Below are 15408 nucleotides of genomic sequence, written 5' to 3' on the forward strand. Positions count from 1 at the left end.
GCTGAGAACGTGTTCACGATCTAAGCAGCGACCACCTGCGACGCATGCGTCTGTGGCCGCCGCGCAGTGGCCGCACTGCCCATGGACGCAGCCATGATGCAGCCTATGGCCAACCACTGCTGGGGGTTCAGGTGCTCGTCCAGCAAGCCCATGGCCAGCACCGCGGCCACTGCCGGCTCCATGCTGATCATGATGCCGAAGGCTTCCTTGGGCAGGCGCTTCATCGCCACCATTTCCAAGGAGATCGGCAACGCGCTGGAGATTGCCGCCACACACACGCCCACCAGCAGCACCGTGGGCGACAGCAGCGCCGCACCGGCATGCACAATGCCCACCGGCACCACCACGATGGCCGCCACCAGCAGGCCCAGCGACACCGAATGCCCCGCATGCAGATGGCCGACGCGCTTGCCGAACACGATGTACAGGGCCCACAGCACCGCCGTCCCCAGTGCGTACAGCACGCCCGTGGGGTCCAGGTCGTTACTGCTCAGGCCCAGGGGCAGCAGCATGCCCAGGCCCAGAGCGGCCAGCGCCAGCCAGACAAAATCCACCATCCGGCGCGACGCGGCAATCGCTAAGGCCAGCGGCCCGGCAAATTCGATGGCCACGGCCAGCCCAAACGGCAAGGTGCGCAGCGACATGTAGAACATCAGGTTCATCGCCCCCAGCGCAGCGCCGTAGCAGGCAATCGAGATGGCATCGGCGCGCGACAAATGCCAGCGCCAGGGCCGCCACAGCAGCAACAGCAGCAGGGCCGAAAAGCCCACGCGCACGGCCGACGTGCCCTGCGCGCCCACCAAAGGGAAAAGCTGCTTGGCCCAGGACGTGCCAATGCCCAGCGCCGTCACCGCGCCCAGAACCGCCAAAAAAGGAATCACCCGTGGGTAGCGTGTCAAAGTCATGGGTGAAAATATAAATCGCAGCACGGCTGGTTTTCGCTGCAAAAACAGGCCACAAACGCAAGATTCGCTCACCATCGTCCACCCATATGTCCGCCGCCCTGCCCCTAGACGCATTCGACATCGCCATCCTGGACATCCTGCAAAAGGACAACAGCGTGCCCCAGCGCGCGATTGCCGAAGCCGTGCACCTATCGGCGCCAGCGGTGCAGCGGCGCATCCGCCGGCTGCAAGACAGCGGCGTGATCCGCGCCAATGTAGCCGTGATAGACGCGGCCAAGGTCGGCCTGCCGCTGACCATCATCATCGAGCTGCACCTGGAGAACGAACGCCCCGACCGCACCGCCGCCATGCGCGCCCGCATCGCCGCTGAACCCGCGGTGCAGCAGTGCTACAGCGTAACCGGCGAGGCCGACTACCTGCTGATCGTCACCGTGGCCTCGATGGCCGACTACGAAGCATTGACGCGGCGCCTCTTCGAAGGCGACGACAATATCCGCCGCTTCCGCACCTCGGTCACCCTGGGCTGGCTGAAGTCCGGCCTGCAGCTGCCGCTGGACAAGGCGCTGCCGAGCAGCACCGCTGGATAAATTTATAAAAAATAAGCCGCCCGCGCAGATAGAAACTGCGCTAGTAGCTACGCTTTCAATAGCAAATATCCATCCATTTGCTGCACCCAGGACTACAAAAGCACGATTTGCACGCCGGCCGGCGACCACGCCAAAACTGCCCTTGCCAGGCCCTACAATCCCGGCTCCCCTTGTAGTTCAATGGATAGAACGAGTGCCTCCTAAGTGCTAAATACAGGTTCGATTCCTGTCGAGGGGACCAGTAAGTCGTTGATTTCTATAGCGCACTGAACAAACTGGGACAAAGCTGGGACTTTTTGACAGATTTTTGCAGTGCCATGGGTAGGCTGAGGGTCCTGAAACGACCTCGTCCACGCCATGAACGACAACACTACCCTGGCAATTTCCAATACCGAAAAATACCGTCGCGCGCTTGACTACCGGTACGTCCGCTTGCAGATCGCAGCCAGCGAATTCGGCGGCCGAAGCGACGACCCCTCCGATTTTTTCCACCAGGCCAGCAGTACGGTTCAGCTCAGTTACCTTGAAATGGATGTCCATTCTGCAAATGGTCGTACAGACACCCATTCAGCAGCGCATCAGCATGTCAATATGCTCGGGGTAGTCCCAGTTCCATGTGATTTTGGATGCGATGGTTTTGTACATGGGCGAGATTCGAGGGAAAGAAAAGCCGCCGAGATTGCTCAAGGCGGCTTGTTTGGCCGGGGTTTACCGGCAAGGGACGGAAATTAAGCTAGATCAGAGCCAGCTCTTCACTTTGCGTTTCACTCTTCCGGCGAATCCGCGAGACTTCTTTTCAAGAACACGCGGCAGGCTCGCCAAGGACGACGGGGTCCGCAAGACATGTTGACCGTAATCAAGGACAGGCTTGCCTGACAACCGAGCAATCTCGATCGCCTGCTCACTTTCGCTCTCGATAAACAGGACAGCATCTTTCAGTTTGCTGTAGACCTTTGCCTTGTGGCTTCCATGGGCGCCCAAACGGCGGCGCTCTTCAGCTGACGGCAAGTCGAGCATGTGCAATTCGCCATACTTGACCCCGAAATCACGCAGCCATTGCTCCGTCTGCGGTCGGTACTTCTCAAGCCGGCTCGTCACCAAATGACCAATCCGATAGGAAGTTGCCGCCAAAGGGCGCGCAGCCTGCAGAAAATCGATGTATTTTGGCCCATCATCGTTTTGTTCTGCCGAGGGGTCGAGACAAAGCACGCCGTCAATATCCACGCAATAGTGTTCGGCTTCGTCACGATGGAAGAGGTTCCATTCGAAAACTCGCGGAAAGCCCGTGCTTGCAAAATGAAAATCTAGCGGGGTCGATGTCGGGCTTGTGTAAACCGCACCATATGTCGCCTTCCCTTTGTAGCCGGAGGTTTCAATCATCGTCCGGGCATCATTGATGGATTTCCCCGTCCAGGCGCTGTCGTCAATCACGACGATGCTTTTCGCATCCCACGCAGTTTGCAAGTAGCCCATCGAATGCTCTGCTGTGCCATCTTTGCGGGTACGCCCCGTAGCGAGTGGGGCATTGGTGCAAAAGGAGTGCACATCTGTCACCTTGCAATTGGCATAAAGCGCAAGAATACTGGCGGCCAAAAGACCACTACGAGGCACGCCCACGATCAAATCAACCCCTCGCGGCAACGTTGCATGTCCCGCCGCAATATCTCTCGAAAGATCGGCTATCGATTTGTAAATCATGTATTCCCCAGAATTACCTGGAGAAATTATGCCCGGACTACAACATTTTGTTACATTGCAATAAATGAGGGTTTACGGAACAGGAAGGAGCCAAAAAGGTGCCCTTCTACTAGCATTTGCCGCCATAGCGGCCACTGCACACAGGGCATTTTGCAGCGGCGCTCGCTGACCGATGACAATTAGCTGGAGCTGTGCATCTCGACATGTATTTGCCCCTGTTTAGCAGGGCGCGACACTGTTCTGACACTTAAAGAATAGCCCAGTGCTTCTTAAATGTGGCCCAACGTAATGTCGACCTCAAAACCTGCGGGATAAAAATGTCGCTGCGGTATGTCTCGGCCATCAAAATCTCCTGGAAGTAGCGTGCAGACTGGCTCTCTGGCGAGTACTTGGAAAAATATCCAGATATCAAAAATTTGACGAACCACTGCAGCTCCGGCTAACCGTTAGGTCTCGATCAGTAGGCATCTTTTCGTCAAAAGATGGAGGCACCAAGCGCTCTATTTTTTATAGCTTCTTGCGCAGATATTGCCTGCGCTAGAGCCGTTTTTATTCAAGAATAAGGGCGTAAAGAACGGTAGCGCAACGGCTGCGCGCTACTTTTCAGCGGATGCGGCCTTCTGCTGACTACATCGCTACAACCAGCGGAAAAACCCAGCCCGACCACGCGACCGGGTTATGCTACTTTTTTCAGTTATACGAGCGAAGAAAGAACCACGCCCCGGGAATTGCGGGCGCACTACCAGCCCCCCGTGCAGGACGCAACCATGATGGTTGAGAATTTATAGAAAGACAGGCTACAGCGCAGGTGATATCGGCGCTAGAAGCTATATTTAATATAGCAATTGATGCCACCACCGCATCACCGGGTGGGCCGGCTTTGAAAGTCTTGCACCCAGCCCGGGAACGCCTCTGCCGGCATGGGCCTGGCGATGTAGTAGCCCTGGGCAAAGTCGCAACCCAGGGCGGCCAGTTGGTCCCAGGCCGCGCGGGTTTCTATGCCTTCGGCCACGGCCTTGCGCCCCAGGTCGTGGACCAGGTCGATGGTGGAGCGGACAATGGCCGCCGAGTCCTTGCTGGTGGCCATGTCGCGCACGAAGGACTGGTCGATCTTGATGTATTCCACAGGCAGTTTCTGCAGGTAGCTGAGCGACGAGTAGCCGGTGCCAAAGTCGTCGATGTACAGCGGTATGCCGTCGTCGCGCAGGCTGTGCAGCACGCGCAGCGCAAACTCGGCGTCGTCCATCACCGCGCTTTCGGTGATCTCCAGCTCCAGCAGGCCTGCGGCCACGCTCCAGGTGGCTCTTTGCTTGCGTATGGTGTCCAGCAGGCCTTCGTCACGCAGGTTACGGGCCGACAGGTTGACGGCGATCGGCAGCGCACAGCCCTGCTCCTGCCACACATGGTTGAGGCGCAATGCGGCGTCGATGACCCATTCGGTCAGCGGCCTGATCAAACCAGTGTGTTCAGCCAGACCGATAAATTCACTCGGCGGCACCAGGCCGCGCTCGGCATGTTTCCAGCGCACCAGGCCCTCGGCACCGCAGACCTGGCCAGTGGCCATGGCGACCTTGGGCTGAAGGTAGAGCTGCAGATCACCACCTTCAATCGCCCGGCGCAGCTCGCCCGCCATGTTCAGCCGATGCGACTGAACCTGGTTCTGGGCCGGATCAAACACCCGGTAGGCCACGCCCTTCTTCTTGGCCTGGTGCACGGCAATGTCCATGTGCCGATAAAGGTCGTGAGGGGTCTCTCCATGCTGGGGAAACAGGGCTACGCCGGTGGTCACGGACACATCCAGCATGATGTCGGCAATCGGAAATGGCCGCGACAGCATCGCCGCCAAGCGCTGAACCATGGCGTTAGTGGCCTGCGCATCGCTATGGGGTAGCAACATGGCAAATTCATCTCCACGCAGCCTGGCGACTACGGCCGGCGCAGGGGCTGCCATCTGCAGCCGGGCGCCAAACTCGCGCAACATGGCGTCGCCTTGGTCGAAGCCCAGCGTGTCGTTGATTTCGCTCAAGCGTTCGATGTTGGTCTGCATCACGGCAAAAGGCTGGTTGAGCCGCGCACTAGCTTCGATGGCGGCCTCCAGTTGCTCGGTGAACTGCAGCTGATTCGGCAAACCGGTCAAGGTGTCGAATCGGGTCAGGTGGCGCATGGCCGCCTGAACTGCGTGCTGTTCAACGGCCGCGCGCAAATTGCTGATACCAAAGGCCAGATCGTCGGCCAACTCACTCAACAAGGTGAGCTCGTTCGGGCCAAAGGTATCGGGTTCCATCGCAAAAATTGCCAACGCGCCCAGGGTTTTGCCATGCACCGTCAAAGGACATGCTATGCAGGTCGTGCTGTCATACAAATGCTCAAGCCATGGGGCACAACGCGGATCGGCTTGCATATTCCCGACCACCTGCGTCGTGCCGGTACGGATGGCGGTGGCAATCACACCACGCCCGTGCTCGTTGTCCGCCCAGGTCACCTTCAAGGTCTGCAACGCGGCAAGGCCGGCGGGATAGCCACGTTCGGCCATGGGCGACATGGATTGTTCGGCGTCGTCACGGGAGTACCAGACGGTCGCCATCTGGTAGCCACCCGCGTCCACAATCGCCTGGCACATATGGTCCAGCAGTTGCTGTTCATGGCTGGCCCGCAACATGGCACGGTTACCCGCACTCAAGGTTTTCAATGCGCGGCTGACCTGCTCCAGTTCATGCACACGTAGCGCCAGCTCGGTATTGAGCGCCTGGATTTTCTCGCTGGCCAATTTGCGCTCGGTAATGTCCGCACCCAGCACGTAGTAGCCCACCACAGCATCCTGCGCATCAAACTTAGGGACATATTGGATGGCCTGCCAGATGCCTGGAAAAGGTTGCCAGTCATAGCTCTGCGCTTGCCCCTGCAAAGCCTGGTCAACCAAGGGCGCAGCGATCGCATAGCGCGTATCTCCCAGCACCTCCCGCACCGTAAGACCGCCAATATCGGGTAGCCCGGGGGCAAAGCGCTGCTGGTACTGGCTGTTGGCATAGACATAGCGCTGCTGCGCATCCACGTAGGCAATCAAAGCGGGTACGTTGTTGATGACGCTGCGCAGATGGTCTTCGCTCTCACGTAACTGCTCCGTGCGCTCCCACACGCGCTGCTCCAACAGTTCATTTTGGCTGCGGATCACCCGCTGGGCCTGGCGCGCCAGCGTTTCGTCCCGAAACACCAGTACGACCCCGTGTATCCGACCTGCGCTGTCACGGATGGGGGCCGCGCTGTCCGCGATCGGACACTCGCGGCCATCGCGGGCCAGCAACAGCGTGTGGTTGGCCAGCTCTTGCACTTCGCCGGTAGTCAGCACCTGCGCCACCGGCACCTCGGCAGGCCGGCGTGTTTGCTCATGGACGATGCGAAACACCGCATCCACCGGTAGGCCCAGGGCTTCAGCTTGCTGCCAGCCCGTCAGCTGCTCTGCCACCGGGTTCATGCGGGTGATGCGGCCATGGGTATCGGTTGCCAGCACGCCATCCCCAATGGAATGCAAGGTGGTCGCCAAATCTTCTTCGCTGTCAGCCAGGGCCCTCCGACTGGCGTCGGTCTTGCGCAGTTGGCGACTGATCAAGGCATAGGTTGCCGCCAACAGCGCGCACAAGCTACATGCCACCAGCAAGCCCATGCCCAACAGGTTATTGCGCGTGCGTTGTTGATCGGCATACCGTTGCTCCAGCAGGCGCAGCTCTTCCGCCTCCATGCCCTGCAGCAGCCGGTACACGCGCTCCCGTGTTTCCTTCAACGGCGATAGGGCAACAAATGCGTTGGCGGCACCCACACCCTGCGTCTTGCGCAGTAGCTCGACCTGGCGCGCAATAGCCATGCGCTGGTCTACCACGGCACGCAGCTGCACCCACCGCTCTTGCTGGCCTGCATTTTTCTCCGTGAGTTGTTGAATGCGGCGCAGAACAGCTTCGCGCGAGGCCATAGCCGTATTGCGCTCAGCCAGTTGGGCGGCATCGCCCGTGATCCGGTAGCTCTGGGTCACCAGCTCAATCTGCAGCGTGTCACCCCGGGCGCGGGACAGGCTGTTGAGAACCTCGTGGGTGTGCTCGACCCATAGCGCCGCAGCATTCGCATCGCTGGCCACCTTCCAGGTCGTGGCGGCTAGCACGCACACGACCAGCATCGCGGCGGCAAATGCTCCCAGCACCTTCACCTCAAAACCAGAGCGACGTTTCATAGAACTCCTCCAGCTTTGTGTATAGCCAACGTTTACATTCTGCCACCCACCGGAAACGATTTCGGCATGCCCTAGTGACGGCCCACACAGTCCGCCGACAGACGCGAAAACCGCTGAAAATCTTTACAACCCGACATATCTCCACTACATGGCAGTGCGGCTTGCCCTACTACACTGCGGCCTTAGCTTCACCCTGAAAGGCCCGCATGTCCATCAGCGCCACGTCGTCCGCAGGTTCCACGCCGCTACCCCCCACAAGCAGCAGCACCAAAACCACCGCACCGGCCAAAACCGATGCCAGCAGCACCACTGCAGCCACACCCGAAGTCAAAAAAGACAGCACCCAGGACGCGCACTTCAATGTGCCAATGCCGGCACAGCCTGTTTCCAACGGCCTTGGGCAGACCATAGGCCAGCATTTGAACCTGCGCGCCTGAGCCTCTACTCCATTTTGATGAAAAATGGCTGTAGCGCTTATTAACATTGCGCAAGCCGCTACTTTAAATATAGCAACCGCACTTTAGGGAAAACGGGGAGTACGGCACGCGGGTCTGCCGCTGCACACGCCAAGTTGTGGGCACTGGCATGCTTAGGCAGTGGCTAGAACGGGCTAGAACGACTTGGGAGGGGCAAGATTTTGCGGTGCCTGCACACCCAAACCCCAATGGGTTTGCAACAGTCCACGGAGAACAAAGGTCTTGGCCAACTGGAAGTTCAAGGGGTCCAGCTTCCAGGCTTCCCATAGGAATAGCTTGGCCTTTTTCAGGTCACGCAATATCTCTGCATAGTGGTAGCCGACCTTGAAAGTGGCGTCAGCCAATTGGGCACGGTTGTCGGCATTCGCACGCCATGGCTCGCGTTTCAAATAGAAGTGCTGAATTTCCAGCGACTCTTTGTCTACCGTGAGCCGGTTGCTGGCCCCCGACATGGTGTGGGGCGAATCATAAAAAAGCCCCAAGGGCTCAGGCACATGGATGAAGGAATGGGTTTGTGCAATCCGCATCCAGAACTCGTAGTCCGCAGCAATACGGTACTTCTCGCTGAATAAACCGTGCTCCGCGTGCACGCTTTTACGCCACATGGGTTGAGAACCGGTCATGCAGCCCAGCAGCATGACCTCATGGGAGAACACGGGGTAATTCTTTTGCCGCGTTTTGCGCGCCCAGCAGCTCTCAAAAGTTTCGTTTTCTATGTCGCTGGTGATCTGGTCGTGGTAGGCCAGCACAAACTCTGGGGCTGCATCCAGCACGCGCGCCAGCGTCTCGAAGGACTGGGGATGGTGCCGGTCATCGGTGTTGGCGTTGGTGATGTAGCGGCCGCGGGCCAGGCCGATGGCACGGTTCCAGGCGGTATACAGCCCCTCACGCTGCTCCGTGCGCAGATAGACGATGTTTGTGTAGCGGTGCTGGAACTCCCGAACGATTGCGCCCTCGTTCTGCTGAGAGCAGCTGTCTATGACGATGATTTCCATGCGGTCGGCCAGTGTTTGGCGCTCCAGGTCCTCCAGGCAGGCACGCATGAAGCGCTCCGCGTTGTAGGTGGAGACGATCGCTGAAACCAGAATCTCTTTTTCCATGGCTAGATTTACTGTGCAAATAATGGGCCAACCCGTCCAGCGGCCCGTGCTTTAACCCAAGCCCGCGATATAGCGCAGGGCATAGGTTTTCAAATAGCGCCAATTCGTCGGGTCCAGCCGTATCGCCTCTCGGATGAAAGGCTTGGCGGCTTGCATGTCGCGGTCGTGCTCGATGTGCTGGTAGCCGCGGCCGAACAGTTCGGCCGCCAGGCGTGTGCGGATGCCCGGCAAAGTCTGCCACGGGGCCTGGCGCATGCAGCGCTGCTGGATGTCCAGGATTTCCTGGTTCATCGGCAGGCGGCTATTGCGCCCGGATATGGTGTTGGGCGAGTCATACAGCACGCCCAAAGGGCCTGACACCTTCAGCAATGGGTATTTGGCGGCAAACCGCAGCCACAGGTCGTAGTCCGCCGCGATACGGTAGCGGGTATCGAAATCGCCCAGCTCCGCGTGCAGCGATTTGCGCCACACGGGCTGTGACCCGGTGATGCAGCGCAGCATCAGGTCTTGCGGGGTGTAGTCGGGCCAATGGCGCAGTTTGGCTCCACGCCGGTCGCATTCAGCAAAAGTTTCGTTTTCCGTGTGGCTGATCAATTGGTCTGCGTAGGTCAGCGCAACATCTGGGTGCTGGTCCAAAGCGGTCACCATGCGCTGCATGAAGTCCTGGCGGTGACGGTCGTCGGTATTGGCATTGGTCAGGTACTTGCCGCGCGCCAGGGGGATGGCCCGGTTCCAGGCGGCATACAAGGGCTCGCGCTCGGTGCGGATCAGCTGGATCTGCGGATACTGGCGTGCAAACTCCGCGCAGATCGCACTTTCACCCTGCGGGGAGCCGCTATCAATGACCAGCACCTCCATTTCACTGAACAAGGTCTGCGCGACCAGATCCTCCAGGCAGCCGCGTATGAAGCGCTCTGCACTGTAGGTGGAAACAATCGCCGTGATGAGGGGAAGTGCCATGTCCAAGCAAGGTGAAGTGCGCGGACGCACCACGCAGGTATAGATTTGTAACCGTTTGCCGACGATTATTTGCGAAGCAAGTCGCATTTCGGTGGCGGCAAACAGACAAAAGTCATACTAATCGTACGATTTATGCCTTTTGCTCCACAGGATTGGGCACGCCCACGCGCTTCTACGCGCTATAGGGCGGGCGCTTGACGCCCAGCTAGCGGAATTGGTGTAACTGCTCCACCGCCTGCTGCAGGTCACGGGACCAGGTACGGCGGTCCCGGCCATCCGCACGCTGGGGCTGGCCATAGGCGACCTCGGCGACGATGTTGTTGGCGCTGAGAGTGCGCCAGAGCGAGCCAAACAAGGTGTCGTCACCGGCAAAGCGCGGGCCATCGTGTGGCGCGCCGGTATGTGCGTCGACAAAGCGCAGCGCCATCGGCAGCACCGGTACCTGCGAGGAAATCGCGGCCTGGAACAGATTGGCGTGGAAGGGCAGCACGCCGCGCCCGTCGCTGGTGGTGCCCTCGGGGAACACCGCCACCACTTCACCGGCCTGCAGATGCTCGGCCATGTGGTGCACCACGCGCATGGCGTCGCGGCGCTTGGCGCGTTCGATGTACAGCGTGCCCACGCCCGTGGCCAGGGTGCCGACCAGGGGCCAGTGCTTGATTTCGGACTTGGAAACAAACCGGCAGTAGCCCGCAGCGTGCACCACCGCAATATCCAGCCAGGAGATATGGTTGGACACCAGCAGCAGCGGCCCCTGGGCCGGCATGCTGCCCCGCACCCGCAGCGTGATGCCCAGGACCACCAGCACCTGTTTGGACCAGACCTCTACCTCACGCTGCTGGGTCGCTGCGTCCATGTGCGGAAAATGCCGACGGATAGTCCACCAGCCCTTAAGCACATGCAAAAACAAGCCCAGCACTTTGGCCAGAACGCGAAAAATATGCATACAACCCGATCCAAGCTAGGCGCTGATTCCATTTCCAGATCAATACGAGATTAGGCGCGAAGCCGCAGACAGTGGTTTACCACGGCAAGGCGAAGCAACGACATATTCGGATTGACCTGGAAATGGAATGAGATATTCAAGTAAAAAGTGCCGCTGGCGCTGAAGATACCTGCGCTAGCAGCTACTATTTTTATAGTGAATCGAATGCCACGTGGCCGGCTACAACGGCACAGCGCACACGGCCCGGCAGCTCATAGCCCGAAAAGGGTGTGTGCTTGCCCTGGCTGCGCAAGCTGTCGGCAGCCACCGCCCAGCTGGCGGCGGGGTCGAACACGCAGAGGTCGGCAACGCCGCCCTCGACCAGCTGGCCCAGGCTGGCCTGCAGCGTGCCCAGGCTGCTGCCCAGTACGGCGGCGGGCGCGCAGGTGACGGCGGCCAGCGCGCGCTGCAGCGGTACGCCGTCGTCCTGGCTCCACTTCAGCGCCAGGCTCAGCAGCAGCTCCAGGCCGGTGGCGCCGGGTTCGGCTTCGGCGAACGGCAAGGCCTTGGCATCGGCTTCGACCGGCGTGTGGTCGGACACCAGGGCGTCGATGGTGCCGTCGGCCAACGCCGCGCGCAGGGCTTCGCGGTCGCGTTGCTGGCGCAGCGGAGGGCTCAGGCGGGCCCGGCTGTCGAAGTAACCGATGTCTGTATCCGTGAGGTGCAGCGAGTTGATGCTCACATCGCAGGTCACGCGCAGGCCGTCCTTTTTGGCCTGGCGCACCAGGGTGATGCCGGCGGCACTGCTGATGCGGCAGAGGTGCACGCGGGCGCCGGTGGTCTTCATCAGTTCAAAAATGGTGTGCAGCGCGATGGTTTCGGCGGACACAGGCACTCCGCTCAAGCCCATGCGCGTAGCCAGCGCACCGCTGGCGGCCACGCCCTTGCCCAGATGCAGCTCTTGCGGGCGCAGCCAGACGGCGTAGTCAAAGGTGGCGGCATATTGCAGCGCGCGCTGCAGCACCTGGGTGTTGCCCAATGGCACCTCGGCCTGCCCGAAGCCGATACAGCCCGCGCCGGTGAGCTCGACCATCTCGGTCAGCACCTCGCCCTGCAGGCCGCGGGTCAGCGCGCCCAGCGGGAACAGGCGCGCCTGGTGGTTCTTTTTGGCGCGAAACTTCAGCATCTGCACCAGGCCGGGCTCGTCCAGCACCGGGTCGGTGTCGGGTGGGCAGACCAGGCTGGTCACGCCACCGGCTGCCGCCGCGGCCATTTCGCTTTCCATCATGCCTTCGTGCTCGTAGCCTGGTTCGCGCAGACGGGCGCACAGGTCGACCAGGCCGGGCAGCACGATGCAGCCGCTGGCGTCGACCACGCGGTCGGGCTGGAAGTCGGGCACGTCGCGGCCGATGGCGATGATGCGGCCGGCGGCGATAGCGATGGGGCCGGTGGTGTCCAGCCTGCTGGCCGGGTCGATGATGCGGCCGTGTTGGATCAGGGTCTTCATATTTTTAAACCAAATAGGGCTCTAGCGCAGGTAGTACCTGCGCTAGAAGCTATCAAATAAATAGCACACACAATAGACATCGACGGCGTTCCGTTCGTGAAACACCGCAGAACCGGCTCCGTCGGGCTGCTGGTGTTGCCCCCTGCAAGGGGGTTGGCGAAAGATGCGCAGCACTGAAGCCTGGGGGTGTGCCACAAGCTACGCTTCATTCCCGGCGACGATGCCCATCACCGCCATGCGGACCGCAATGCCGAAAGTGACTTGCGGCAGGATCACGCTTTGCGCGCCATCGACCACGGCGGAGTCGATCTCCACGCCGCGGTTGATCGGGCCGGGGTGCATGACGATGGCGTCGGGCTTGGCCAGGGCCAGCTTTTCGGGGGTCAGGCCGAAGCTGCGGAAGAACTCCTGGCTGGACGGCAGCAGCGCGCCGCTCATGCGTTCGTTCTGCAGGCGCAGCATGATGACCACGTCGCAGTCCTTGATGCCCTCTTCCAGCGTGTGGCAGACGCGCACACCCATCTGCGCCATGTCGCTGGGCACCAGGGTCTTGGGGCCGACCACGCGGACTTCGGCGCAGCCCAGCGTCGTCAGCGCATGGATGTCGGAGCGCGCCACGCGCGAGTGCAGCACGTCGCCGACGATGGCCACAGTGAGGTTGCTGAAGTCTTTTTTGTAGTGCCGGATGGTGTACATGTCCAGCAGGCCCTGCGTGGGGTGCGCGTGGCGGCCGTCGCCGGCATTCACCACATGCACATGCGGCGCGACGTGCTGGGCAATCAGGTAGGGCGCGCCGGACTCGCTGTGGCGCACCACGAAGATGTCGGCCGCCATCGCGCTGAGGTTGGCAATCGTGTCCAGCAGCGACTCGCCCTTGGCGGCGCTGGATCGGGCAATGTCGAGGTTAATCACGTCGGCGCTGAGGCGGGTGGCGGCGATCTCGAAGGTGGTGCGGGTGCGGGTGCTGTTCTCGAAGAACAGGTTGAACACGCTCTTGCCACGCAGCAGCGGCACCTTCTTAACTTCACGGTCGTTGACGCTGACGAAGTTGGCGGCGGTATCCAGGATCTGCGTCAGGATGTCCTTGGGCAGACCTTCGGTGGACAGCAGGTGGATCAGCTCGCCGTGCTTGTTGAGTTGGGGGTTGTTTCGTTTGTAAAGCATAGGGTGTCAGCCTTCGACGTTGAAGCTGAAAGCGCCAGAGTCCTTGCGCGCCAGTTCGAGCTTCTGGGTAGCAGGCAGGGCCACGCGGGCAGCGGCAAAGTCGGGGTGGATCGGCAGCTCGCGACCGCCGCGGTCCACCAGCACCGCCAGCTTGACAGCCGCTGGGCGACCAAAATCGAATAGTTCGTTGACCACGGCGCGGATGGTGCGGCCGGTGTAGAGCACGTCGTCCAGCAAGATGATGTCGGCACCATTCACGTCAAAAGCCAGCGCGGTCTGCCCGCCGCCGCCCGAGACCATGCCGCGCTGGGAAAAATCGTCACGGTGCATGGCGCTGGAGATCACGCCCGGTTTGCCGGGTAGTTGCAGATCGACCTGCAGGCGTTCGGCCAGCCAGGCGCCGCCGGAGGTGATGCCGACCAGGCGGGTGTCGGATTTCAACAAAGCCCTGACGCCTTTTAAAAGCTCGAGGTACAGCGCCTCGGCATCCAGCATGAGTGTGCTCACGGAATACTCCTCAAAAATTGTTCCAGGATGATGCAAGCGGCGGCGGCATCAGCGTCTTTGGCACCCATCTCCAGCGCTTCTGTGGTGCTATAGCGCTCATCTACTTCGAAAACCGGCAGATTGAAGCGCCCGCGCAGCTGGCGTGCGAACTTCTGGGCGCGCCGGGTGTTGTCATGCGCGGCACCGTCCGGGTGGAAGGGCACGCCGACCACGATGGCGTCGGGCTGCCATTCCTTGACGCGAGCGGCAATTGGTACAAAACGCGCATCGCCTTCGGCGTTGATCGTGCCTTGCGGCGTGGCGGTGCGGGTGAAGCGGTTGCCCACGGCCACACCGGTGCGCTTCAGGCCATAGTCAAAGGCCAGAAAAGATTGCAGATGGGGGGGGATGGTCGGGCTGTCCATATCAGCGGTGCATACCTGGGCGACGAACCATTCCAGAAATACCGCAGAACCGGCTTTGCCGGGCTGCTGGTATTGCCCCCTGCAAGGGGGTTGGCGGCGACACGCAGTGCGCAAGCCTGGGGGTGTTCAACATCCTATGCGTGGCCCGCCTCGGGGGACAGCATCCAGGCCTGCAGGCCCAGCAGCATCAAGGCCTTGTCGTAGCGCTGCTCGACCGGAGTGTCGAAGATCACCGACAGATCGGCTTCCACCGTCAGCCAGCTGTTTTCACCCAGCTCGGCCTCCAGCTGGCCCTCACCCCAGGCGGAATAGCCCAAGGACACCAGCACACGGCGTGGGCCGGCGCCGGTAGACAGGGCTTCGAGTACGTCCTTGGAGGTGGTCATCTCCAGCCCGCCGGGAATGGCCATGGTGGAGGCGTAAACCGACTCGGTAGGGTCCACATCGTCGGCGACAAAGGCCTCGTGCAGCACAAAGCCGCGCTCGGTCTGCACTGGGCCGCCCTGGAATACGGGGCTATCGCTCAGATCGGCGCGGCGCAGCGGCAGCTCGACCTTGTCAAACAGGGCTTGAAGGCTGATATCGCTGGGTTTATTGATCACCAGGCCCATCGCGCCGCGCGGGCTGTGCTCACACAGGTAGACCACGCTCTTGGCGAAGGCATCGTCCTCCAGCCCGGGCATGGCAATCAGGAAGTGATGCGTCAAATTCATGGGGGATGCATCAGGGGTCATGCTGCCATTTTAAAACAGCACGCAGGCCCCTCCACGAGGCGCCATGCCCCTATCCAGGGATGCAATGGAACCAGCTTTATGGGGCCCTAGGGTTTGCCCCTGCCTGTAGCCAATTCCCGCCGCATGTCGATTTTGAACAAGTGCACGTCCGCATGGCGCAAGGTGACACACTGCTGACATCGAACAATAAGCGCAGATTCATTGGACCCCCACGAGAAACCC

At 60.7% G+C, this 15408-nt stretch carries 14 protein-coding genes and 1 tRNA gene; 4 read left to right on the top strand and 11 right to left on the bottom strand.

Going from position 1 to position 15408, the window contains the following annotated elements; translation table 11 throughout:
* Positions 1-20: 20 nt before the first annotated feature.
* A complete protein-coding gene (locus AC07O2_RS00375; protein ID WP_495073761.1) occupies positions 21-905 on the bottom strand; it encodes an EamA family transporter in 885 nt (294 codons plus the stop codon).
* 86 nt (positions 906-991) lie between these two features.
* Here AC07O2_RS00375 and AC07O2_RS00380 point away from each other — a divergent pair, with 86 nt between their 5' ends.
* The 3 genes from AC07O2_RS00380 (at position 992) to AC07O2_RS00390 (ending at position 2224) form a co-directional block, all read left to right on the top strand.
* Positions 992-1492, top strand: coding sequence for an Lrp/AsnC family transcriptional regulator (locus AC07O2_RS00380; RefSeq protein ID WP_495073762.1), 501 nt, complete (start codon positions 992-994; stop codon positions 1490-1492).
* Between the two features lie 166 nt (positions 1493-1658).
* A tRNA-Arg gene (locus tag AC07O2_RS00385) sits at positions 1659-1733 on the top strand.
* Positions 1734-1849: 116 nt separating this feature from the next.
* Positions 1850-2224, top strand: coding sequence for a hypothetical protein (locus tag AC07O2_RS00390; RefSeq protein ID WP_495073763.1), 375 nt, complete (start codon positions 1850-1852; stop codon positions 2222-2224).
* A gap of 6 nt (positions 2225-2230) precedes the next feature.
* On the opposite strand, the gene AC07O2_RS00395 is transcribed toward AC07O2_RS00390, so the two are convergent.
* Positions 2231-3190 (bottom strand): phosphoribosyltransferase family protein, encoded by a 960-nt coding sequence (locus tag AC07O2_RS00395; RefSeq protein WP_495073764.1) that lies wholly within the window; start codon positions 3188-3190, stop codon positions 2231-2233.
* 862 nt (positions 3191-4052) lie between these two features.
* Positions 4053-7409 carry an EAL domain-containing protein gene (locus tag AC07O2_RS00400; protein WP_495073765.1) on the bottom strand — a complete coding sequence of 1119 codons (3357 nt, stop codon included), beginning with the start codon at positions 7407-7409 and terminating at the stop codon, positions 4053-4055.
* A 206-nt stretch (positions 7410-7615) separates the two neighbouring features.
* Here AC07O2_RS00400 and AC07O2_RS00405 point away from each other — a divergent pair, with 206 nt between their 5' ends.
* Positions 7616-7846 (top strand): hypothetical protein, encoded by a 231-nt coding sequence (locus AC07O2_RS00405; RefSeq protein WP_495073766.1) that lies wholly within the window; start codon positions 7616-7618, stop codon positions 7844-7846.
* Between the two features lie 173 nt (positions 7847-8019).
* On the opposite strand, the gene AC07O2_RS00410 is transcribed toward AC07O2_RS00405, so the two are convergent.
* From AC07O2_RS00410 to AC07O2_RS00445, 8 genes are all read right to left on the bottom strand, one after another.
* The gene (locus tag AC07O2_RS00410; RefSeq protein WP_495073767.1) at positions 8020-8985 is read right to left on the bottom strand and encodes a glycosyltransferase; all 966 of its coding nucleotides are present in this window, start codon (positions 8983-8985) and stop codon (positions 8020-8022) included.
* Positions 8986-9036: 51 nt separating this feature from the next.
* A complete protein-coding gene (locus AC07O2_RS00415) occupies positions 9037-9945 on the bottom strand; it encodes a glycosyltransferase (RefSeq protein ID WP_495073768.1) in 909 nt (302 codons plus the stop codon).
* Positions 9946-10150: 205 nt separating this feature from the next.
* Positions 10151-10891 (bottom strand): lysophospholipid acyltransferase family protein, encoded by a 741-nt coding sequence (locus tag AC07O2_RS00420; protein ID WP_495073769.1) that lies wholly within the window; start codon positions 10889-10891, stop codon positions 10151-10153.
* Positions 10892-11081: 190 nt separating this feature from the next.
* A complete protein-coding gene (locus AC07O2_RS00425) occupies positions 11082-12377 on the bottom strand; it encodes a dihydroorotase (protein WP_495073770.1) in 1296 nt (431 codons plus the stop codon).
* 198 nt (positions 12378-12575) lie between these two features.
* Positions 12576-13541 (bottom strand): aspartate carbamoyltransferase catalytic subunit, encoded by a 966-nt coding sequence (locus tag AC07O2_RS00430; RefSeq protein ID WP_495073771.1) that lies wholly within the window; start codon positions 13539-13541, stop codon positions 12576-12578.
* Positions 13542-13547: 6 nt separating this feature from the next.
* On the bottom strand, positions 13548-14036 hold the full coding sequence (gene pyrR / locus AC07O2_RS00435) for a bifunctional pyr operon transcriptional regulator/uracil phosphoribosyltransferase PyrR (RefSeq protein ID WP_495074212.1): 489 nt from the start codon (positions 14034-14036) through the stop codon (positions 13548-13550).
* 8 nt (positions 14037-14044) lie between these two features.
* Positions 14045-14452: a Holliday junction resolvase RuvX gene (gene ruvX / locus AC07O2_RS00440; RefSeq protein ID WP_495073772.1), complete on the bottom strand. Its 408-nt coding sequence runs from the start codon at positions 14450-14452 to the stop codon at positions 14045-14047.
* 134 nt (positions 14453-14586) lie between these two features.
* On the bottom strand, positions 14587-15186 hold the full coding sequence (locus tag AC07O2_RS00445) for a YqgE/AlgH family protein (protein WP_495073773.1): 600 nt from the start codon (positions 15184-15186) through the stop codon (positions 14587-14589).
* Positions 15187-15408: the final 222 nt, after the last annotated feature.

The organism is Rhodoferax sp. GW821-FHT10B06, from assembly GCF_059415605.1.

What these genes read in the sequence shown, in the direction of transcription:
- AC07O2_RS00410 (WP_495073767.1), bottom strand. Translation starts at nt 8,985, where the DNA reads ATGGAAAAAGAGATTCTGGTTTCAGCGATCGTCTCCACCTACAACGCG.
- AC07O2_RS00445 (WP_495073773.1), bottom strand. Translation starts at nt 15,186, where the DNA reads ATGACCCCTGATGCATCCCCCATGAATTTGACGCATCACTTCCTGATT.
- AC07O2_RS00390 (WP_495073763.1), top strand. Translation starts at nt 1,850, where the DNA reads ATGAACGACAACACTACCCTGGCAATTTCCAATACCGAAAAATACCGT.
- AC07O2_RS00420 (WP_495073769.1), bottom strand. Translation starts at nt 10,891, where the DNA reads ATGCATATTTTTCGCGTTCTGGCCAAAGTGCTGGGCTTGTTTTTGCAT.
- AC07O2_RS00375 (WP_495073761.1), bottom strand. Translation starts at nt 905, where the DNA reads ATGACTTTGACACGCTACCCACGGGTGATTCCTTTTTTGGCGGTTCTG.
- ruvX (WP_495073772.1), bottom strand. Translation starts at nt 14,452, where the DNA reads ATGGACAGCCCGACCATCCCCCCCCATCTGCAATCTTTTCTGGCCTTT.
- AC07O2_RS00380 (WP_495073762.1), top strand. Translation starts at nt 992, where the DNA reads ATGTCCGCCGCCCTGCCCCTAGACGCATTCGACATCGCCATCCTGGAC.
- AC07O2_RS00400 (WP_495073765.1), bottom strand. Translation starts at nt 7,409, where the DNA reads ATGAAACGTCGCTCTGGTTTTGAGGTGAAGGTGCTGGGAGCATTTGCC.
- pyrR (WP_495074212.1), bottom strand. Translation starts at nt 14,036, where the DNA reads ATGCTGGATGCCGAGGCGCTGTACCTCGAGCTTTTAAAAGGCGTCAGG.
- AC07O2_RS00395 (WP_495073764.1), bottom strand. Translation starts at nt 3,190, where the DNA reads ATGATTTACAAATCGATAGCCGATCTTTCGAGAGATATTGCGGCGGGA.
- AC07O2_RS00405 (WP_495073766.1), top strand. Translation starts at nt 7,616, where the DNA reads ATGTCCATCAGCGCCACGTCGTCCGCAGGTTCCACGCCGCTACCCCCC.
- AC07O2_RS00425 (WP_495073770.1), bottom strand. Translation starts at nt 12,377, where the DNA reads ATGAAGACCCTGATCCAACACGGCCGCATCATCGACCCGGCCAGCAGG.
- AC07O2_RS00430 (WP_495073771.1), bottom strand. Translation starts at nt 13,541, where the DNA reads ATGCTTTACAAACGAAACAACCCCCAACTCAACAAGCACGGCGAGCTG.
- AC07O2_RS00415 (WP_495073768.1), bottom strand. Translation starts at nt 9,945, where the DNA reads ATGGCACTTCCCCTCATCACGGCGATTGTTTCCACCTACAGTGCAGAG.